Source organism: Streptomyces sp. NPDC001604 (genome assembly GCF_042893475.1).
Classification (GTDB): Bacteria; Actinomycetota; Actinomycetes; order Streptomycetales; family Streptomycetaceae; genus Streptomyces.
This window is the reverse complement of sequence record NZ_JBIAUY010000013.1, coordinates 203,411-222,436: the sequence shown is the minus strand read 5'-3', so window position 1 is coordinate 222,436 and position 19,026 is coordinate 203,411. Positions and strand designations below refer to the sequence as shown.

16 protein-coding genes and 2 pseudogenes are annotated in these 19,026 nt (G+C 69.4%); 11 read left to right on the top strand and 7 right to left on the bottom strand.

What is annotated here, in order from left to right; all coding sequences use genetic code 11:
* Positions 1-131: 131 nt before the first annotated feature.
* Complete coding sequence (locus tag ACFY1E_RS30965; RefSeq protein WP_389081515.1) at positions 132-2,396, bottom strand: MMPL family transporter; 2,265 nt, start codon at positions 2,394-2,396, stop codon at positions 132-134.
* Positions 2,397-2,571: 175 nt separating this feature from the next.
* Between ACFY1E_RS30965 and ACFY1E_RS30960 the strand changes: the two genes are divergently transcribed.
* The 5 genes from ACFY1E_RS30960 (at position 2,572) to ACFY1E_RS30940 (ending at position 8,498) form a co-directional block, all read left to right on the top strand.
* Positions 2,572-3,744, top strand: a complete 1,173-nt coding sequence (locus ACFY1E_RS30960) for a sensor histidine kinase (protein WP_389081513.1) — start codon at positions 2,572-2,574, stop codon at positions 3,742-3,744.
* A complete protein-coding gene (locus ACFY1E_RS30955; protein WP_361267441.1) occupies positions 3,719-4,381 on the top strand; it encodes a response regulator transcription factor in 663 nt (220 codons plus the stop codon). The genes ACFY1E_RS30960 and ACFY1E_RS30955 overlap by 26 nt, the downstream gene beginning before the upstream one ends.
* Positions 4,382-4,561: 180 nt before the next feature.
* Positions 4,562-4,906, top strand: coding sequence for a PadR family transcriptional regulator (locus ACFY1E_RS30950; protein ID WP_389081510.1), 345 nt, complete (start codon positions 4,562-4,564; stop codon positions 4,904-4,906).
* Positions 4,903-5,739, top strand: coding sequence for an HD domain-containing protein (locus tag ACFY1E_RS30945; RefSeq protein WP_389081508.1), 837 nt, complete (start codon positions 4,903-4,905; stop codon positions 5,737-5,739). The genes ACFY1E_RS30950 and ACFY1E_RS30945 overlap by 4 nt, the downstream gene beginning before the upstream one ends.
* Positions 5,740-6,737: 998 nt before the next feature.
* Positions 6,738-8,498 carry a S8 family serine peptidase gene (locus ACFY1E_RS30940; RefSeq protein ID WP_389081660.1) on the top strand — a complete coding sequence of 587 codons (1,761 nt, stop codon included), beginning with the start codon at positions 6,738-6,740 and terminating at the stop codon, positions 8,496-8,498.
* Between the two features lie 343 nt (positions 8,499-8,841).
* On the opposite strand, the gene ACFY1E_RS30935 is transcribed toward ACFY1E_RS30940, so the two are convergent.
* Positions 8,842-9,759 (bottom strand): LysR family transcriptional regulator, encoded by a 918-nt coding sequence (locus tag ACFY1E_RS30935; RefSeq protein ID WP_389081505.1) that lies wholly within the window; start codon positions 9,757-9,759, stop codon positions 8,842-8,844.
* Positions 9,760-9,986: 227 nt separating this feature from the next.
* Between ACFY1E_RS30935 and ACFY1E_RS30930 the strand changes: the two genes are divergently transcribed.
* Complete coding sequence (locus tag ACFY1E_RS30930) at positions 9,987-10,736, top strand: SDR family NAD(P)-dependent oxidoreductase (protein WP_389081503.1); 750 nt, start codon at positions 9,987-9,989, stop codon at positions 10,734-10,736.
* 305 nt (positions 10,737-11,041) lie between these two features.
* Here ACFY1E_RS30930 and ACFY1E_RS30925 read toward each other — a convergent pair whose 3' ends face one another.
* The gene (locus tag ACFY1E_RS30925; protein WP_389081501.1) at positions 11,042-11,911 is read right to left on the bottom strand and encodes a phosphotransferase enzyme family protein; all 870 of its coding nucleotides are present in this window, start codon (positions 11,909-11,911) and stop codon (positions 11,042-11,044) included.
* A gap of 131 nt (positions 11,912-12,042) precedes the next feature.
* Between ACFY1E_RS30925 and ACFY1E_RS30920 the strand changes: the two are divergent.
* The 3 genes and pseudogenes from ACFY1E_RS30920 to ACFY1E_RS30910 all read left to right on the top strand — a co-directional run.
* Positions 12,043-12,186, top strand: a pseudogene (locus tag ACFY1E_RS30920) (IS5/IS1182 family transposase); the annotation flags it as partial.
* A gap of 221 nt (positions 12,187-12,407) precedes the next feature.
* Positions 12,408-12,677 (top strand): hypothetical protein, encoded by a 270-nt coding sequence (locus tag ACFY1E_RS30915; RefSeq protein ID WP_389081498.1) that lies wholly within the window; start codon positions 12,408-12,410, stop codon positions 12,675-12,677.
* A 73-nt stretch (positions 12,678-12,750) separates the two neighbouring features.
* The gene (locus tag ACFY1E_RS30910; protein ID WP_389081496.1) at positions 12,751-13,296 is read left to right on the top strand and encodes a hypothetical protein; all 546 of its coding nucleotides are present in this window, start codon (positions 12,751-12,753) and stop codon (positions 13,294-13,296) included.
* Between the two features lie 74 nt (positions 13,297-13,370).
* On the opposite strand, the gene ACFY1E_RS30905 is transcribed toward ACFY1E_RS30910, so the two are convergent.
* From ACFY1E_RS30905 to ACFY1E_RS30890, 4 genes and pseudogenes are all read right to left on the bottom strand, one after another.
* Entirely contained in the window at positions 13,371-13,679 is a 309-nt protein-coding gene (locus ACFY1E_RS30905; RefSeq protein ID WP_389081494.1) for a cytochrome d ubiquinol oxidase subunit II, read from the bottom strand.
* Positions 13,679-14,026: pseudogene (locus ACFY1E_RS30900) on the bottom strand (hypothetical protein); the annotation flags it as partial. The pseudogene ACFY1E_RS30900 and the gene ACFY1E_RS30905, both read right to left, overlap by 1 nt.
* Positions 14,027-14,209, bottom strand: a complete 183-nt coding sequence (locus ACFY1E_RS30895; RefSeq protein WP_389081491.1) for a hypothetical protein — start codon at positions 14,207-14,209, stop codon at positions 14,027-14,029.
* An 18-nt stretch (positions 14,210-14,227) separates the two neighbouring features.
* Positions 14,228-15,073, bottom strand: a complete 846-nt coding sequence (locus tag ACFY1E_RS30890; RefSeq protein ID WP_389081489.1) for a thermonuclease family protein — start codon at positions 15,071-15,073, stop codon at positions 14,228-14,230.
* Positions 15,074-15,905: 832 nt separating this feature from the next.
* Here ACFY1E_RS30890 and ACFY1E_RS30885 point away from each other — a divergent pair.
* Positions 15,906-16,283: a hypothetical protein gene (locus ACFY1E_RS30885; protein ID WP_389081486.1), complete on the top strand. Its 378-nt coding sequence runs from the start codon at positions 15,906-15,908 to the stop codon at positions 16,281-16,283.
* Between the two features lie 1,004 nt (positions 16,284-17,287).
* Entirely contained in the window at positions 17,288-18,934 is a 1,647-nt protein-coding gene (locus tag ACFY1E_RS30880; protein WP_389081484.1) for a hypothetical protein, read from the top strand.
* Positions 18,935-19,026: the final 92 nt, after the last annotated feature.

Below are 19,026 nucleotides of genomic sequence, written 5' to 3'. Positions count from 1 at the left end.
TCCGGTCTCCACGTGTGCGCCTTGATGATCTGGATCAAAGACCTCACCGGGACCACCCGATGATCACGACTCGGTATGCCCCTGGGTGACGCGCTCGGGTGCCGGACGCCAGGGGCGGGCAAGGAGTTGAGTCACCGGTCAACCAGCCGTGGACGTGGGGTCTCGCCCGTGGGTTCCGCGGCGGTGCCGACCGGGCCGCGGGGAAGCATCCGGTCCAGCCACCCCGGCAGCCACCAGTTGGTCCGGCCGAGGAGTGTCATGGTCGCCGGTACCAGCACCATGCGTACGACCGTGGCGTCGATGAAGATCGCGGTGGCCATGCCGAGCCCGAACATTTTGGTGGAGGGGTCCTCGGCGACGGCGAAGGACAGGAAGACCGCCACCATGATGAGGGCGGCTGAGGTGATGATCCGGGCGGTGCCCGAGACGCCCTCGACGATCGCCGTGCCGTTGTCGCCGGTGCGCAGGTACTCCTCGCGTACGCGGGAGAGGAGGAACACCTCGTAGTCCATCGACAGGCCGAACAGGATGGCGAAGAGGAACATCGGGATGAACGACACGATCGGAACCGTCGCTTCCAGTCCGATGAGTGCGCCTCCCCAGCCCCACTGGAAGACCGCGACCATGATGCCGTAGGCCGCGCCGATGCTCAGCAGGTTCAGCAGTACCGCCTTGAGCGGTACGAGTATCGAGCGGAAGACGAGCATCAGCAGCAGGAACGACATCGCCAGCACGGCGGCGACGAGCACCGGCAGGCGCCGGCTGGTGCGTTGGCCCACATCGGACAGGCTCGCGGCGGCGCCGCCGACGTGGGCCCTGGCCGGGCCGTGCCCGATCGCCGCGGGCAGCACGTCGGTGCGCAGCCGGGCGATGGTGTCGGCCGTGGCCTTGTCCTGAGGGCTGGTGGTCGGGAACACCACGAGGGTCGCGATGCCGGTGGCCCGATCGATATGCGTCGGCGCGACGGATGCGATGCCCGGATCCGCCGCGACCGCCCCGACGAGTCGGTCCAGCACTCCCGGATCACCGGCCGGGTCCGCTGCGATGACGAGGGGACCGTTGGTGCCCGGGCCGAACCCCTCGGCGACGAGGTCGTAGGCCCGGCGTTCGGTACGGCTGTGGGGCAGTGAGCCGTCGTCGGGCAGGCCGACGCGCAGGCCGAGCACGGGCAGCGTCGCGGTCAGCAGCAGCCCCGCCGCGCCGACCGCGTACGGCACCGGGTGCCGGCTGACGTGCCCGATCCAGCGCCGCCACCCGGCGGCGGCGGGGATGGCGCCCGCCGCCGAGTCCCGCCGCCGTGCGAGTCGGCCCGGCTTCCTGGCCTGAAGAGCCCGGCCGATCCGGCCGGCTCGGGCCAGGTGCGGGCCGGCGAGGCCGAGGAAGGCCGGCAACAGCGTCACCGACGCGACGACCATGATCAGGACGACGATCGACACGGCGAACCCGCCGACCGTCATGAACGGCACGTTCGCGACCGCCAGGCCGAGGATCGATACGACGACGGTGCCGCCGGCGAAGACCACGGGCCTCCCCGCCGTGGCCACCGCTCGCCCCGCCGCCTCGCGGGGATCGAGCCCGCGCGCGAGGTATTCGCGGTGCCTGGCGAGCACGAACAGCGCGTAGTCGATGCCCACTCCGAGCCCGACCATGCTGCCCAGGACAGGGGCGAAGGTCGGGATGTCCGTCACCCCCGCCAGTACCGTCATCGTGGCAACCCCGACGGTCAGCCCGAAGACCGCCATGCCGATCGGCAGCGCGGCGGCGACGAGCGAACCGAACGCCAGGAACAGGATCGCGGCCGCGGCGAGGAGGCCGATCAGCTCGCTTGCGCCGCCGTCGGCGTTGGAGAAGACGTAGAAGAGGTTTCCGCCCATCTCGATGCGCAGGGGCAGTTCGGCGCGCAGCCGGTCGCCGAGGTCGACGAGGGCGTGGAGGTCTTCGGCCGACAGCCGGCTCTGGTCGGGGTACTGGACCCGGACGACCGCGATCCGCCCGTCGGCCGAGACAAGGCCGTCGCGCACAGCCGTGTCGCCGCCCGTGTCGAGTGCCCCCGCCGTATCGGTCGTGCCGAGCACGTGCGGCAGCCGCCGCACCTCGTCCTGGAGCCGCGTCAGAGCGGTGCGCACGCTGCCGTCGTCGAAGAACGTCGCCGCGCCGTCGAGGGGGGTGACGACCACTTGGGCGGTTATCCCTTCCTGCCCGGTGCCGGCCCGCTCGATCAGTTGCGCGGCCCGTTGGGAGTCCAGTCCCGGAGCGGTCATCGAGTCCGCGGTCCGCCCGCCGAAGGCGATCGCGGCGAGGACGGCGAGCGTGGCGGCGACAAGCCATGCCGCGATCACCCGCCAGGGATGGCGGGCGGCGCCTGTGCCCAGGCGCAACAGGGCTTTCGAGAGCATCGGGTCCTCCAACCACCTCGTCGGCCGTCCTTGTACGGCCGCCGACGCCGAGGTTCGTCGCCACGGCGCTCCGCGGCATCGGCTCGGGGGCCGCGGATCCGTCGGCCCCAGGACGGAGTGACGTCCCGTCCTTTCGGCCGATGCGCGGACCGGCGTGGTCCCTAGGCTGAGAACCGTGCTGCGCGACGACCTGCGAACCCTGTGGACCGAACCCCGGCCGCCCGACGCCCCTGCCCGGGTGTGGCGGGACTGGGCGCTGCTCGCCGCGAGTCTGGGCGGTGTGGTGCTGGAGGCCACCCTGCGCGAGCACGTCATGTGGCGGCCGGTGGCGGTGGTGTTGGCCGTCTGGCTGTGCGTGCTGCCCCTGTGGCGCCGGACCCGCCCGCTGGCCGTAGTTGCGCTGGCGTTCGGCTCGGTGATCCTGCTCCAGATCGCCTCGCTGATCGCCGCGCCGCGCGAGCACGTCGGCCTGAACATCGGCGCGGTCGTGGTCGTGCTGGTGTATGCGCTGCCCCGGTGGGGGGCGGGACGGGAGATCGTGCTGGGCGGCGCGGTGATCCTCGCGGCCTTCGCGCTGTCGGTCGTAACCGAGGAAACCCCGGCCGCCGATCAGGTGGGGGGCTTCGTCTTCCTGCTGCTGCCCGGCTTGATGGGGGCCACCGTGCGGTTCCGGGTGACCGCCCGCGAGCGGCAGTTGGAGCAGGTACGCTCCCGCGAGCGCGAGCAACTCGCCCGGGAACTGCACGACACGGTGGCCCACCACGTCTCGGCCATCGTGATCCGCGCCCAGGCGGGCCGGGTGCTCGCGGGCACCGACCCGTCCGCCGCCGTCGAAGCGCTGGAGGGGATCGAGGAGGAAGGGGCGCGCACGCTGGAGGAGATGCGAGCCATGGTCGCCGCGCTGCGCGACCGCGGGGCCGGCGCCGAGCTGGCGCCGCCTGCCGGTGTCGCGGATCTGGAGCGCCTGGTGCGCACCCCGGGTGGTCGCCTCAGGGTCGACCTGGGGCTCGACGGCGAAATGGACACGCTGCCCCCGGCCGTGGACGCGGCCGTCTACCGCATCGTGCAGGAGTCGGTGACCAACGCCATGCGGCATGCGGTCAACGCGACCGAGGTTGTAGTCCGGGTCACCGCGGAACGGCACACGGTACGGGTGAGCGTGCGGGACAACGGCCAACGCACCGGCCGAGGCCGTGCCGGATACGGACTTGCCGGACTGCGCGAGCGCGCTGACCTGCTCGGCGGCACACTACAAGCCGGCCCCGGCACCGACCAGGGCTGGCATGTCGAAGCCGAGCTGCCGAGAGGGAGGACCGAGAGCGGTGCCCATCCGCGTCCTCGTCGCTGACGACCAGACCATCATCCGCACCGGGCTGCGGATCATGCTGAACGCCCAGCCCGGCATCGAGGTGGTCGGCGAGGCCGCCGACGGACAGGAAGCGGTGCGTCTGGCCCGCGAACTGCGCCCCGACGTCTGCCTGTTCGACATCCGCATGCCCGTGATCGACGGGCTCGAGGCCACCCGGTCGGTCGCCGGCCCGGGCGTCGCCGACCCACTGGCCGTGGTCGTCATCACCACGTTCGACCTCGACGAGTACGTCTACGGCGCGCTGCGTGCCGGCGCCCGCGGATTCCTCCTCAAGGACACGGGACCAGACCTTCTGGCCCAGGCCGTGCGGTCGGCGTCCGACGGTGAGGCGCTCATCGCGCCCAGTGTCACCGTCCGTCTGCTCCAGGCATTCGCGGACCTGCCCGCCGGCCGGCCCGCGGCCCAACCGGTCTCCCCGGTCACCGCCCGCGAGGAGCAGGTGCTCCTCGCCGTCGCTCGGGGGCTGACCAACACCGAGATCGCCGATGCGCTGCACATCAGCCTCAGCACCGTGAAGACGCACCTGGCCAGCCTGATGGCCAAACTCGGCGCCCGCAACCGGGTCGAGATCGCGATGTGGGCCTACGAAACGCGCCGCATCCTCCCCGGAACCTGAGCCGGGGGCCGGGCCAGGTTTCGGGGCGCGGGTTGGGCACCGGAGCAACCACGCGGGGCTTTCACGCCTGTGCTGCCTGGGGGGAGGGGTTGACGTCGCCGGGCAGTACCGGGACGCCGGGGTGGCAGGCACATCGACAAACTCTAGACAGACCATATATGGGCTATGTAGAGTACGAGTATGGGTAGTCCGCGAATGACCCTGCAGACCCAACTGGTGCTGCGGGCCTTGCTGGAAGACCCCGCCAAAGAACGCTACGGCCTGGAGCTGTGCGAGCTGGCGGGACTGCCGTCGGGCACGATCTATCCGATCCTCGCCCGCCTGGAACAAGTCGGCTGGGTGGACAGCAGCTGGGAAGATCCCGCCGTACACGAGGAAGCCGGCCGCCCTCGCCGTCGCTTCTACCGGATCACCGAGGACGGTGCCGAGCAGGCACGGGACGCTCTCGCCCGTGCCTACCGCGCCCGCAAACAGCCCCTGCCGGGCTGGGCCGCCCGCCCGATCGCCGACGGGGGAGTGTCATGAGGGCCGGGCGCCGGTTAGCACCCCGACCGAGCAGGCGCCGCTCCGCCACCCCGTCCCTGGACGACATCCTGGCCGTCGTCCGTAAGCACCACCGGCACGCCGACACCTCGCTCATCCAGCACGCCCACGATGAGGCCGCCCTCTGGCACGCAGGCCAAACCCGCCGCAGCGGCGACCCGTTCCTCACCCACTGCCTCGCCGTTGCCGCCATCGTCGCCGACATCGGCATGCCGGCCCCCGTGATCTGCGCGGCTCTGCTGCACGACGTTGAGGACAGTCCCTGCCCGCCGGGCCGCGTGGCCGAGCACTTCGGGCAAGAGACCGCCGATCTGATTGCAGCCGTCCGCACCGCCAAGCTCAGCACGATCCCACTCACCGCCCTCCGTTTCGGCACAGCGAGGCCGGCAGCGCTCCAGCCCGCCCGTGAGGAGGCCGTGCTGGCCATCCGCCTCGCCGACCGGCTGCACAATTTGCGCACCATCGCGTTCGTCGCCCCGACCAGGCGCTACCGCGTCGCCCGTGAAACCCTCGATGTCATCGCACCGCTGGCCCGCGCGGCAGGCCTGACCGACGTAAGCAGGGAACTGCACGACCTCTCCTCGGGCGTCCTCCAGCCCACATCCACCGCCGCGGTCACCACGCGCACGCTGTCCATGCTGAGCCTGCTGCTTCCCACCCCGACACGCGCACGGTGGCGCGAGGAATGGCACGCCGAAATCGCCACCCTCACCACCCGCCGCACCCGCACTCGTTTCACTCTCCGAGTCCTGCTCGGCACACCCAGGCTGTCGTGGACGCTGCGCCGAACAGCCTTCCGGGAACGACCGTGGTGAGCACCGCGGCCCGCATCGGCAGCATGCTGGGTGCGGCGGCCGCTTTCGCCATCGCCACGGCCCGTGGCGGCTTGTCCGCCTGGACGGCCGGAACTCTCACGGCAGGAATGCTTGTCCTGGTCGCGGTCGTCCTGTTCATCCCCAGCGAGACACCAGCCCGCCGACTGGGCCAGCTGATCCAGGCATGGCGGGCCCCCGCCGAAGCTTCCGTCAGGTCTGAGCCGGTCCAGCCCCCTGCGGCTCCATCCCAGATGTCTCCAGACGGCAGATGACAGGTGACCCCAGTCCCGCGAGATGCGAGCTGCTGTTCACCACTTGCCTTCGCGAGCCAGAGCCGCAATCCAGGGGCGCCCCTGCCCAGTCCCTCGACCATCGTGATCTTGAGTGGGACGCGGAGGCCTCGGAGCTGTTGTGCGCTCAGAGGTCGGCTGAGATCCCGCCCTTGATCTGTCGGCCACGCTGGTCTCCCAGGTCGGTCAGTGCCTGGGCGGCGGTCATGCACCTCGAAGCGTGAAGAACGGCCACCCTGCTGTCCCGGGAACGGCCCAAGATGAGCGGGTCAGGTGAACGGCTGCGGTCGAACACCAAGCCAACTCGACGCCCCCTACGACCAGCAGCAGCCCGCACGGCCGCGTGATCCTGCGCGTTGACGAATCCTGGACCTGGAGTCGCTGAACGAGCCGGTCACCGCGCCCGGCCGGCGTCGATCACTGCGTGCCCGTCGCTCCCCGTCGCCCGCCACCGCGGCGAACTCCTTGGCATCCCGTCTGCGACGCCCCCTACGCCCGCGCCGCCGTGTCGGCACACAGGACGTCGCTTTTCAGCCATGCCTCCACGACGTCCCTGTACGGAAAGGTACTTCCGTACACGGGCATGCACCTGACATCTTGCTCCCACCACTCGTTTCGTACGGCCCGGCCGGTGCCATAAGCGCGGCCGGGCCGTCTTCGGAGGACGCATTGATACCCCACATATTCAGCCGACAGAGACGCACGCTGGTGCTGGCGGCCACGCTCGGCGCCACCCTCGCCTTCGGCGCCCCGGGCGCCCTCGCGGGTACGCTCCCGGTCGTCCCCTCCACCACGCAGGCCGCCAAGGCCCACGCGTCGGCCGCCACGCCGGCTTCCCAGAGTGCGGCCTGGGTGGCCGGCACGCGTGCCTACCTCGTGATCACCACCCCCGGTGACACTTCGGCGGTCCGCTCCGCGATCGCGGCCAACGGCGGCACCGTCTTCTCGAGCTTCGACGCCATCGGCGTGATCGTCGCCCACTCGGCGTCCAGCACCTTCGCCGCCACCATGCGCAGCGTCGCCGGCGTGCAGCAGGTCGGCGCCACGCGCACCTCGGACGTCCCGGCCGACGCCTACAACCCGGCGCTCCCGGCCAATCCAGCCCAGTCCTCGACCCCGGCCGGAGAACCGGTCCGGGCCGACATGAGCCAGATCAAGGCCGACCAGGCCTGGGCCGTGAACCCGGGCTCCGCCTCCGTCACCGTCGGCATCCTGGACACCGGCGTGGACGACCAACACCAGGACCTGGCGCCCAACTTCGACGCAGCCGACTCGGTCTCCTGCGCCTACGGCAAGCCCGACACCCGTCCCGGCGCCTGGCGGGACGTCGACACGCACGGCACCCACGTGGCGGGCACCATCGCCGCGGCCAAGAACGGCAAGGGCGTCGTCGGCGTGGCCCCCGGGGTGAAGATCGCCGCGGTCCGGGTCGCCGAGCCGGGCAACTCCTTCTTCTTCGCCGAGAACACCATCTGCGGCTTCGTCTGGGCCGGTGACCACGGCTTCAAGGTCACCAACAACAGCTATTACACGGACCCGTGGCAGTTCAACTGCCCGGACAACATCGACCAGGCCGCCATCATCGAGGGCGTCAAGCGCGCCCAGGAGTACGCCGAGAGCAAGGGCTCCCTCCAGATCGCCGCCGCGGGCAACGAGAACTACGACCTCGCCCACAAGACGACCGACTCCGCGAGCCCGAACGACTCCACGCCGGTCACCCGCACCATCACCAACGCCTGCCTCGACATCCCGACCGAGCTGCCGGGCGTGGTCACGGTCGCGGCCAACGGCACCGGCGTCACCAAGGCCTCGTTCTCCAACTACGGCCAAGGCGTCATCGACGTCGCGGCGCCGGGCAGCAACGTGTACTCCACCCTCCCCGGCGGCGGCTACGGCACCAAGAGCGGCACCTCGATGGCCACCCCGCACGTGGTCGGCGTCGCCGCGCTCATCGCCAGCGCCAACCCGGGCATCACCCCCGCGCAGCTCCGCGCCAAGCTGGCCGAACAGGCCAACGACATCGCCTGCCCCTCGGACAGCCGCTGCACGGGCACGACGGCCAACAACTCGTTCTTCGGCGAAGGACAGGTCGACGCCCTCAAAGCCGTCGGGGCCACCCCGCCGGCCGGCAAGTACTTCGAGAACCTCGCGGACTTCGCCATCAACGACAACGCGACCGTGGAGAGCCCGATCACCGTCACCGGTGTCACCGGCAACGCCCCGGCCACCCTCAAGGTGGGTGTGGACATCAAGCACACCTACATCGGTGACCTGAAAGTCGACCTGGTGGCACCGGACGGCACCGTCTACACGCTGCACAACCACACCGGCGGCAGCGCCGACAACATCGCCCAGACCTACACCGTGAACGCATCCTCGGAGGTCGCCAACGGCACCTGGAAGCTGCGCGTCAACGACAACGCCGCCTCCGACACAGGCAAGATCGACGCCTGGAACCTGACCTTCTAGCGCAGGGCTCAGCAACGCCCGCGTACGGTACGGGGGCGAACTGCTGGGCGGCAGACGGAACATGGGCCTCGGCGGCGGTCTACTCACAGAATTGGTGAGGGGTGTGCTCTGTGAGTGCTGGGCCGGTCGGGAGTCTGATGCTGGGGTTGAAATTGGCCATGTCAGATGCAGCTCCTGTGCGGTGATCGGCCCTTGAACCGCGGATAGCGCGGTCCGCAGTGGCCTCATCCGGTGGGCAAGGACAGGCGCTGCCGGACAGCTCCGCCGGGGCCCCGCTCCTTCCTGACGGATGCCGCAGGAAGCGTGCATGGTGTGGCGCGGCCTCGGCGTCAGGGGGACGGCGTTAGGAGGAGGATTGTGGGGGCGGCCCGGTGAGGTGGGTGCGGGCCGACCTCAGGAACGCCGCGACCAGCCGGTTGGGGTCGGCGGCGCGGGTGGCGAGCACGACCTGTCCGGGATCGACGCCACGCAGGGGGACCGTGGTGATGTCGGGTCGTAGGCGGGCGGTGACCGGCATGATGGCCACCGCCTGTCCCGAAGCGACGAACTCCAGCTTGTCCTCGGCGACTTGGGCCAGCGGACCGCCGGGGGCGGGGCGGCCGTCGGGGCGAGGGTCGATGCGCCAGTAGGCGTTCCATGCCGGGTCGGGCACCCGGGGCAGGGGCTCGTCGGCGATGTCGTCGAGTGTGACCGATTCCCTGCCGGCCAAGGCGTGGTCGAGGGGGACCGCCAGCACGCGGGCCTCGTCGTACAGGGTGGTGACCGCCAGGCCGTCGGTGGTCAGTGGCAGCCGGGTGACCACAGCGTCGACACGGTGATCAAGCAGTGCCTCGCGTGGGCTGTCCCAGCTGAGGTACGAGGTGTGGACGTCGGCGTCCGGGTGGTGGTGGCGCATGTGGCGTACGGCGGCGGTGATGAGCAGGTCTGCGGTGTAGCCGATGGTGATGCGCTGCGGTTGTGCCGCTGTGCGGGCAGCGGCCGTGGCTTGAGCGGCCGAGCGGAGCAACGCCTTGGCGCGGGGCAGGAACGCTACGCCCGCTTCGGTGAGTCGGCTGCCCCGGGCGGTTCGTTCAAGCAGCCGTGCGCCGACCTGCGTCTCCAGCTTGCTGATCTGCCGGCTCAGTGAGGGCTGCGTGATGCGCAGCTCCTCGGCGGCGCTGGCGAACCGCCGGTGTTCCGCGAGCACAGTGAAGTACCGCACCAGGCGCAGGTCGAGGTCCGCCGACGGTTTGGGCACGGGAGAAGCGTATCGCCGAACCATGGCGCCGCTCGGTACAGGAAAGCAGCGACGTGCAGGTATGCCTGTTTCGTATAACTCGATACGGATCAGGGCTTGGACATGGGGAAGGCGGGCGCCGCAGTATCGGCGACACGGAGCGGGTGTGCGGGTGGCTGCACCGGCTCGCTCTCGTTTCTTGCGCTACGGCGGGTTTTCGCGGCTCCGCTCGCGTCGCGTCGTTGCCCGCCGACCTCGTGGAAGGATTCTTCATGTGCCAGGACTTCGCCGGTCAGACCGTGCTGATCACCGGTTCGACAAGCGGTATCGGCCGCGAGACGGCGCGGCGGTTCGCTGCCTGCGGTGCCCGCATCATCATCACCGGGCGGGACAGGGCCCGTGGGGAGAAAGCGGTCGCCGTCATCGCCCAGGACGGCGGTCGTGCCCACTTCGTCGCTGCGGACCTGGCCGATGCCGATAGCGTGCTCCGGCTCGCCCAGCAGGCACTCGACCTCGCCGGTGGGCATGTGAATGTGCTGGTCAACAATGCCAGCCTGCTCTCCTATGCGGCCACCGCGGACGTCAAGGTCGATGAGTTCGACACCGTCATGGCGGTCAACGTCCGCGCCCCGCTGTTGCTGGTGGGCGCACTGGCGCCGAGGATGGCCGAACGTGGTGACGGCGCGATCGTCAACATCACGACGATCGTGGCCAATCGGGGTATCCCAGGGTTTTCTCTGTACGGTTCCAGCAAAGCGGCGTTGCAGATGCTCACCAAGTCCTGGGCGGCGGAGTTCGCATCCGCCGGGGTGCGGGTCAACGCCGTCAGCCCCGGCCCCACCCGCACGGAGGGCATGGCGGGCTATGACGACATGCTGGAGGCGACGGCCGCGCAAGCACCGGCCAACCAGGTCGGCATGCCGCAGGACGTCGCTCGCGCGGTCGTCTTCCTCGCGTCACCCGGCGCCAAGATGATCCACGGCGCCGTCCTACCCGTCGACGGTGGGCGGCTCGCTGTCTGATGACAGAGCCCGCCCGGCGCAAGAGGCACGCTGCGGCCTCGGACACGAGTTGAGCGAACAGATTCGCCGCCCCGGTCCGTCAGATCACCGCCCCGGCCCGTCAGATCACCGCGCTCCTTATGTCAGTCTGCTTCGTCACCACGGGTCTGTCCGTCGACATGACCTGGGTGTGGACGGCTTGGGTGATGGTGCCGATGCGGCGGGTGGAGCATCTGGCGCGTCAGAGGAGTCGCCATGTTCAGCGGGAAGGCTCATTGAGGTGCGAACCCTGAAGCATCCCACCGTCCAACCCAGAACGTCACAGATCACCGGATCCGAATCAGCTTCTTGTGCATCGCGTCGAGTGTCGGCCAAGGAGGACCGTCGTGCAGCGCGCGCAGGAGTTCTTCTCCGAATAGCCTCCCATTCGGAAACTCGTCGCCAAGCTCCCAACGCCATGCTGCGACCATCGCGAGGACGAGCTGCCGGCACTCGTCCAGCAGCCCTTGGTCGATGTTCGTGTAGTGCCCGCAGACCGCCTCGGGAACATGAGCGAGGTCGAACTCGACGGGGCCGCGGCAGCACGTCTCAAGGTCGATGAACAACGGGCCGTTTTTCGTGCTGAGCACATTGCCTGGATGCGGCTCGCCGTGGAGCAACTGCTCCACGGCGCCGCGCTCCTCGATCGCTCGTCGTAGGCTTGCCAGTCTGCCGCTGAGAAAGGCGCGGTCTGCGTCGGCGAGCTCCGGCGAGAGATCCGGGTCGGCAACGACTTCTTCCGCCTCCCCGATCCGGTCCGTGAACCGTGGGCTCGGCACATCGACCTTGCGCATGCCGACGTGCAGCAGTTCCAGCGCCTTTGCGTAGTCGAACGGTGAGACGTGAGGTGTCACGGGCTCGTAGTAGGTCCACAGCGTCACTGTGAAGCCATCGCGTGTGTACACACGCGGGTCCGCCCGAGGCTCCAAGGGACACATCGGGCATCCGACCTCGGCGAGCCGCTGAGCGAGCTCGAGTTCGAACTGTGCAACCTCTTGTCCCGCATGGGCGACCCGGGCAAAGACGTCGCATGGCGTCATCCGCAGTGCCAGCTTGTTCGAGTTGTGGAGCACAATTGCGCCGCTGGCTGGCAAGCCGAGCGATGCGGCGACCGAAGTCGCAGCCGCGATCGCACGCGTAACGTTGGACATCTCCATTCTCGGATCTTGGTACACCGGCCGCCGGTAGTCTCCTCGATTTCTGCGTCAGGCGCGGGTCGGCTTGTATGGAGATGTGATCGGAGATGCGATTCGGGTGCGGTCGTGATGCGGTCACTGTGACCGTTTGCCGCGGAACGGACGCCGCGAAGAAGATCGTCGGTCGGGAGCGCGCCATTCTCACGGACGCGATCGGCCTCATCCTCGCCGTCACCGTGGCCGCCGCAGGCCTGTCGGAAAACGCCTTAGGAATCCGCCTCCTGGACCAGACGAAGGATGGTCTTCGGCATGGTTCGCTCCGCGCGTGCTCCGAGCCTGGCCGCGACGCCTGCCGGGGTTCCCGGATCTTCACGTCCCCCCCAGGTACCCGGACGGGCCCGGTACAACGCGGAACGACGTCCGTGCCCTGTTGCACGAGGCAACTTGGCCGATTCGAACATTCCGGGGAGCTACCGCGGTACCCGTGACGGCGGAGACCGACCCGAGGAGGGAAACGGTGCCGCAGACAGACGATGAACTGCTCGCCTTCGACACCAGCGAACTGGAGGACTGGTCCGAGGACCGCGCGCGAGCCGCCCTCGGCGGAAGGCATGGCGCCTTGTACCGCAATCATCTGCTCATCGCCTGGCACCTCGACTCCTGGGCGGAGGCCGAAGGCCACCGGACGGACGTCGACGCGCACTACAAGGCCGGATACAGACAGGCTCTTCAGGACATGGCCGCCTTCCTCAGACAGACCTACTACCTGCCCCGCGGCCCGGACTGAACCCCGGTGGCGCCCGGCTCCGCGCTGGTCCACCACACGCATGCCGACACCCACAACCTGAGGAGACTGGCAGATGAACGTCGTACCGCACTCCGGCGTCGCCCAGCGCCGCCCCACCGGACGAAGCACCGACACGAAGCTGCTCGGCATCTATCTCAACGACCACCTCGCCGGCGCCACCGCCGGCACCGAACGCACCACCCGCCTGGTGCGCACCGCCCGTGGTTCCGCGCTCGGCCGCGCGATCGAGCCCGTAGCCGCCGAGATCGTCCAGGACCGGAAGGCGCTGTTGGACATCATGCGAGACCTCGGCATCCCCGTGCGCCGCTACAAGGTGTGCGCGGGCTGGGCGGGCGAGAAGCTGGGACGGCTGAAGCTCAACGGCCACCTGCTACGCCCCTCCCCGCTCGGGACCGTAGTGGACCTTGAAGCCCTACGGCTGGGAGTCGAGGGGAAGGCGGCCGGCTGGCAGACCCTGCGCAGGCTCAGCGCCGTCGACGAGCGCCTGGACCCGGCCCGGCTCGACACGCTGCTCGAGCGAGCCCGGCAGCAGCAGGAGAGGATCGAGGAGTGGCGCGTCCGCCAGGCCGAGGAGGCCCTGGCCGCCACAGCCGACTGAGCTTCCGCGTCAGGGAGTCACAGCCCACGCAGCGAGATCATTGTGGGGACGTGTGACCCTGCGTGTTCGATACGTCACCTGTGTGTGCCCGCTGGAAGGTCCCGTACAGCAGCCACAGGGCCGGGATAAGCAGCACTGCGCCGCAGGCCAGGGCCGAGGAGACGGGCGCAGGGCACGGCGGGCTGGGAAGCGGCCTGGTCGACGGTGAGGCTGCCGACCAGCATGGCCGGGTACTGGGCCGCGCCCCATGTCCACAGGATCGCGGCGACGGCCAGCGCAGCCGCTCCCCAGGCCGCGACGTATCGCCGCCGCTTCAGCAGGCCGAGGCCCGCGACACCGCTGATCGCGCTGAGAACGACGAGCGGCAGCGCCCACCGCCGCATCAGCGCGCCGGTGCCAGCCGGGTTGGGGGTCGTCGGGCCCGCCGAGGCTGGCCGTGAGGTGACCCGCCCCAGCGGATGTCCCTTTCGCTTCGGATTCGGGTGCGTTCCTTGCGCTGGGCAGCCAGGCGTCGGGGGGCGTGCGTTGGCGTTGCGCCAGCGCAGGCAGGCGTGCAGGGCCCGGGGCTGGACTGTGTGGTTGGGGTGGTTGGAGTTGGCGATGGTGAACTGCCTCAGTGGTCCGAAGTGGGCCTCGATGGGTTCACCCAGGAGGCGTAGGTCGGGGTGAAGTACAACTCGACCTTGTTCTTCTTCGCCCATCGTCGGATGTCGGCGCCTTTGGGAGCCGTCTACAGGGCACCGGCGGAGTCGGGCGCCGCTTCGGCCGTGCGGTACGCATCGAGGAGCCTGGTCACGTCGTTCGGACAGGCGCCCGCGAGGCGCTGCCGATATGCGTCGGCCAGCGTGGGGTCGAGTACGGGTTCCCTGGTCAGCAGCTCGGAGAGTGCCAGGAAGCCGGTGGCGTCGGTCATGGGTTCACCCCTATGGGTTCACCCCTCGTCGAAGAGCAGATCGTCGGCGGGGTGGGTCATGCGGACCGTGCTGCCGTTGCTGACGTCGACGACCTCGTGCAGACCGGCGAAGCGCTGACCGGTGGACAGGACGGTGAACTTGTCTTCCTTGCCGGCGAGGTATGCGGGGAAGGAGGTGATCGGCATGCCCAGCTTCAGGAAGTCCACCAGTCGCCGGAACAGCTTGGGCAGGATCACCGCCTCGTCGGTGATGGAGGACAGCCCGGTGATCTTCACCCCGGAGGTTGTGACGTCGTCGGGCCACAGCCCCTTGCCGGCGGTCTGGGCCTGCTGTGCCGCGGTGGTCAGTTCGGCGCGCAGATCCGCGAACAGGCTGCGGTAGAAGGTCGGGTATGCCAGCCCGGTCGAGACCAGATGGTGGTTGGCCGTCTGCTTCAGCAGAGGGACACCGACGCTGATGTCCGTGCCGCTGGTCCCGGGCGGGTTGCCCTTGCCGACCAGGGCGATCACTCGGCCGTACATGTCGGCTCCCCGGGTGAGGATGTAGCCGGGCGTGCTGGCGGGCGTCGACGCGGTGACGGTTTCGTCGGGCTCGCGCTGCACGTTGGTGAAGCCGAGCCATTTGAGGAGCTCGGCGGCGGCGGCGTGCGCCTGCTGCAGCGGCTGGTGGGCGCCGTGGTAGTGGGTCTCGGGCGCGTCGATGCCTTCCAGTCGCAGCGCGTGGCTCGCGGCGGTGAGCTGGATCGGGTTCTTGCCACCGACGAGTTGCCAGTCGTCGGGGTTGTCGGCAGTGAAGTGGACGGTGTCGCCGTCGGGCTGGGTGTCCTTCAGGTGGAACGAGCCCTTGATGAGCAGCATGGGCATGGTGACTCCTGTGGGGATGAGGCCGGAGGGGATGGAGCGATGCCGCTCGAACCATCCGCATCTGGATCGGACGAGGGAAGTGGCCGCCCCTGACTCGCAAGCTATGCGACGCCTCTGGCATATGCCTCTGGACCCGTCCGAATGGGTTACTGCTTGTCACGGCAGGGTGACGGGTCCGTCAGCGGTGCGCCGTGGTGCAGTTCGTGCCGTGTGATGTTGGTCCAGGACCCCGCCGGCACCCCGCCGTCGCCGTCCTTCCCGGTGCCGGCCGCCTGGGGCGAGGCCGAAGCGGTCGTCTCCTCGCCTGTCGCTGCCGGAGACGCGGATTCACCAGGGGACGGGGGGAGGGGGGCTGGCCGGCTTCGCGCGCGGTGCGGCCGCCTCCAGCCTGAGGACGAGGGCCGGGTTCTCGCCGTTCTTGTCCAGCTGGTGCTCTGACCGTGTACGTGTGCCGGGTGGCGTGCCTGTGGCGTGCGGGTTTGATCGGGCCTTGGCTCCTCGGGGGGATCGGCGGGCCCACCTGACCGAGATCGTCTGATCATGGACGGCTGACCGGCATCGCCCAAACTCAGTACCCCGCGCCCGCACCGGAACCGCGGAACCTGACGGCCGCCATCAAGGCCACGCGTCGGCACTCAACGACCGCCTGGCCGTCCCATCGCCCACGCCGTGGGCACTATGTGGTGCGCCTACGCCTTCGCCGCGCTCGCCCTGGTCTCACTGCCCGCCGCCCTGGCGCTGTGGGGACTGATCTCGCGCTGCTCTGAGCTCGGTTCACCCTGAAGGACCTTCCATAGGGTCGGGGCGCGCGATCTATGGTGTCGTCTCGACTATGCCCAAGATCTCCAAACTCACCGCATCCCGGGTACAGCAGTTCGGTCCGGTGACCGACCGGCGCGAGGATATGGACGGTTACACGGTCGAGTTCGTGTCTTTCTCCGGGGACGCCGACCTCGATGGCCCGCTCAAAGCCCTGCCCGGGAATCAGTGCCCCTGCTCTCACTGGGGCTACGTTTTTGCCGGACACGTGCGCTTCGTCTTCGACGACCACGAGGAGGTGTACGAGTCCGGTGATGCGTTCTACACCCCGCCTGGTCACCGGCCCTACGTCCAAGCCGGCACCGAACTCCTGCAATTCAGCCCGACCGAGCAGCTCGCCGAACTTGAGCAAGCCATCGCGGAGTGGATGAGCCAGCAGCAAGGCGGCTGAGAAATCGGTGCGGGCGACCAGCATGGTTGAACGCCGAATCCTTTGAGCCCCAGGATGCTCACTGGGAGCGGCGAGACCGCGTCTGCCGAGCCCGCGGGATCGCGAGGCGGCCTCCACTCCGGCTTGCACCTCACCTCCGGGGAAGGAGCACGGGGTCGAGGCGACGTATCTGCCGGTCGCCCGCGACGGCCTGGTCGAACCCGCTGTCCGTCCGCGGCTCTCGCGCAGGCCACGGTCCTCGTCTCGGTCATGGCGGCCGACAACGAGACCGGCGCCCTTCAGCCGATCCCCAAGCTGGCCCGTATCACTGGCGCGCACGGCGTGTGCCGCCGAGGGCGGCCCAGGTCTGCCCGCCCACGAGGTGTCGCGGCCGCCGGCCGAGTGGTTGGCGGCCGCACCCAAAATGAGGAACGGCCGGTTGATCTGGCCGGGCATCGGGGGCCGGGTGGAAGGCGCCGTTCATGTTCATTCCGGCCCGCACTCGCGGGTCGGCGATCATCGTGGCGGGCGCCCAACGGCCGTTCATCCAGGGAGCGTTGGTTGGTAGGTGCTGTGCACGCGTCTTGCCCACTCTGGCAGTTCGGGCACCGGACCGGCCGGCCGATGGCCACCGCCTTGGCCGCCCGGGCGTCGCAGGCGTCGTTGACGCGCGACACCTGCACATCGATCCCAGGAAACAGCACAGCGTCGACCGTCTTGCTCGCCGTGGCAGGAAACAGCCTGCCGAAACGATCCCGCGTTCCTGCCCCAGGGGAGACGACTGCTCGCTGTGGCAGGCAGTGCAGCTCAGCTCGGACGCCGTGTACCGCGTCCGCACTGCTGTGCAGCAACCACCGCCGGGCGTGCGGAGACGGTGGCTCCTTTCGACCAGACTGCCCTTCCCTGCCGGGCAAGGCCACACAAAGTTCACAGATCATCAATCGGACCGACACCAATCCAGCCATCCTGTGACGGCGGCTGTGTCTTGACTGTGTGCCCCCCGCTCATCTGGAAGGTGATCGCACATGGCCAAAAAGAGACGTGGCAGCGTTGTCGCAACGGCGGTGGCGGCGAGTGTGATCGGTGTCGGCCTCGCACTGTCCCCCGGTGCCGCCGATGCCAGTGGCGGCGTGGCCGCCTGGTCGTCGGTGCCGGCTGTCACCGACGCCCGCGGCGTGACCGCCCCGAACGTCCTGTCGCCCGGGCTCGCCGAGCACCCCGTCGCGCAGGGCTCCCTGAAGCTGGAGAACCCGACCGACCAGGTCCCCTACTACGGATACCTCGGCGACGGCACCCTGCTGCCCGACCCCACCATCAAGCAGGCTCCGGGCGTGAAGATCGAGGCCAGCAAGACCGAGCCCGACAAGAACACCTACCTGAGGCTGTCCGGCCTGCACGGCGCCGACGCGTCGTACCCGTACGGCACGCACTTCCTCTTCCAAGGCCACGAGGGCGGCGAGGCCGGGTACATCACCCGCATCAACCTCGACGCCGACCAGGCGCACCGGGTGACGCTGCTGGCCACCAAGAAGACCGATGGCACGAGCATTCCCGCCATCGACGGCTCCACCTGGGACCCGTGGGCGAAGCGGCTGCTGTTCACCTCCGAGGAAGGGGCGGAGGGTGCCGTGCTCCAGGCCACCCCGGACATCGATTCGAAGGTCCAGGACATCTCCTCCGTCACCGGGCGGGCCGGCTACGAGGGCATCCAGAACGACTCCGCCGGCAACCTGTTGATGGTTGAGGACAGCGGCGGCACGACGGTTGCCACCAAGGCGAAGGTCCCCAACAGCTTCGTCTACCGGCTGATCCCCTACGACAAGCACGACCTCACCAAGGGCGGCAGGCTCCAGGCCCTGCAGGTGGTCTCCCGCCGCAGCGGCTCGCCCATCGCGTACCAGGACATCGACAGCGCGCACCCCACCGGCGGAGCGTTCACCGACGACGAGAAGGACCTGACCAACTACGGTCCGGCCCTGCGCACCCACTGGGTGACCATCCACGACACCAAGACCGACACCAGCGGGAAGGCGTTCGACGCCAACGCCCTGGCGAAGGCGGCCAAGGCGACCCCGTTCAAGCGTCCGGAGAACGGCCAGTTCCGCCCCGGCACGGACTTCCGCGAGTTCTACTTCGATGCCACCGGCGACACCAACACCACCAGCACAGCCAACGACGGCTACGGCGGCTGGGGCACCCTCTACAAGCTCACCCAGAGCAACCCGCGCTCCGACGACGGCAAGCTCAGCGTCTTCTACACCGGCGACAAGGCGCACACCGGCATCGACAACGTCACCTTCCTCGACCGCACGCACGTCGCCTTCGTCGAGGACGCCAGCGACACGGTGCACACCCAGCGGGGCGCCTTCGACTCCGGGTACGTCTTCGCCACGACGACCGACTACTCGCGCGGCGCGCAGCCGGTGCGCTTCCTGGCCGAGGGCCGCGACCCCTCGGCGACCCTGGACAACATGCTGTCCTCGGTGAACGGCGGCATCCAGAACGACGGTGACAACGAGATCACCGGCATCCACGTCTCCGACGGCGACCCGGGCACGCACGGCATCCTCGGCGCCAAGGTGCCGAGGCTGTTCCGTGACGGCTGGCGGCTGTTCTGGACCCAGCAGCACGGCGACAACACCACCTGGGAGATCACCCCGGCTGACAAGTAGGGGCACGGCCGACTGGGGCGGGACAGCGACCGATCTGCTTGTCCCGCCCCACTCGCCAGGACAGTGGCAACGCCCTCGGTCTGGAACTGGCC

What these genes read in the sequence shown, in the direction of transcription:
- ACFY1E_RS30965 (WP_389081515.1), bottom strand. Translation starts at nt 2,396, where the DNA reads ATGCTCTCGAAAGCCCTGTTGCGCCTGGGCACAGGCGCCGCCCGCCAT.
- ACFY1E_RS30950 (WP_389081510.1), top strand. Translation starts at nt 4,562, where the DNA reads ATGGGTAGTCCGCGAATGACCCTGCAGACCCAACTGGTGCTGCGGGCC.
- ACFY1E_RS30945 (WP_389081508.1), top strand. Translation starts at nt 4,903, where the DNA reads ATGAGGGCCGGGCGCCGGTTAGCACCCCGACCGAGCAGGCGCCGCTCC.
- ACFY1E_RS30935 (WP_389081505.1), bottom strand. Translation starts at nt 9,759, where the DNA reads ATGGTTCGGCGATACGCTTCTCCCGTGCCCAAACCGTCGGCGGACCTC.
- ACFY1E_RS30930 (WP_389081503.1), top strand. Translation starts at nt 9,987, where the DNA reads ATGTGCCAGGACTTCGCCGGTCAGACCGTGCTGATCACCGGTTCGACA.
- ACFY1E_RS30925 (WP_389081501.1), bottom strand. Translation starts at nt 11,911, where the DNA reads ATGGAGATGTCCAACGTTACGCGTGCGATCGCGGCTGCGACTTCGGTC.
- ACFY1E_RS30910 (WP_389081496.1), top strand. Translation starts at nt 12,751, where the DNA reads ATGAACGTCGTACCGCACTCCGGCGTCGCCCAGCGCCGCCCCACCGGA.
- ACFY1E_RS30905 (WP_389081494.1), bottom strand. Translation starts at nt 13,679, where the DNA reads ATGCGGCGGTGGGCGCTGCCGCTCGTCGTTCTCAGCGCGATCAGCGGT.
- ACFY1E_RS30895 (WP_389081491.1), bottom strand. Translation starts at nt 14,209, where the DNA reads ATGACCGACGCCACCGGCTTCCTGGCACTCTCCGAGCTGCTGACCAGG.
- ACFY1E_RS30890 (WP_389081489.1), bottom strand. Translation starts at nt 15,073, where the DNA reads ATGCCCATGCTGCTCATCAAGGGCTCGTTCCACCTGAAGGACACCCAG.
- ACFY1E_RS30885 (WP_389081486.1), top strand. Translation starts at nt 15,906, where the DNA reads ATGCCCAAGATCTCCAAACTCACCGCATCCCGGGTACAGCAGTTCGGT.
- ACFY1E_RS30880 (WP_389081484.1), top strand. Translation starts at nt 17,288, where the DNA reads ATGGCCAAAAAGAGACGTGGCAGCGTTGTCGCAACGGCGGTGGCGGCG.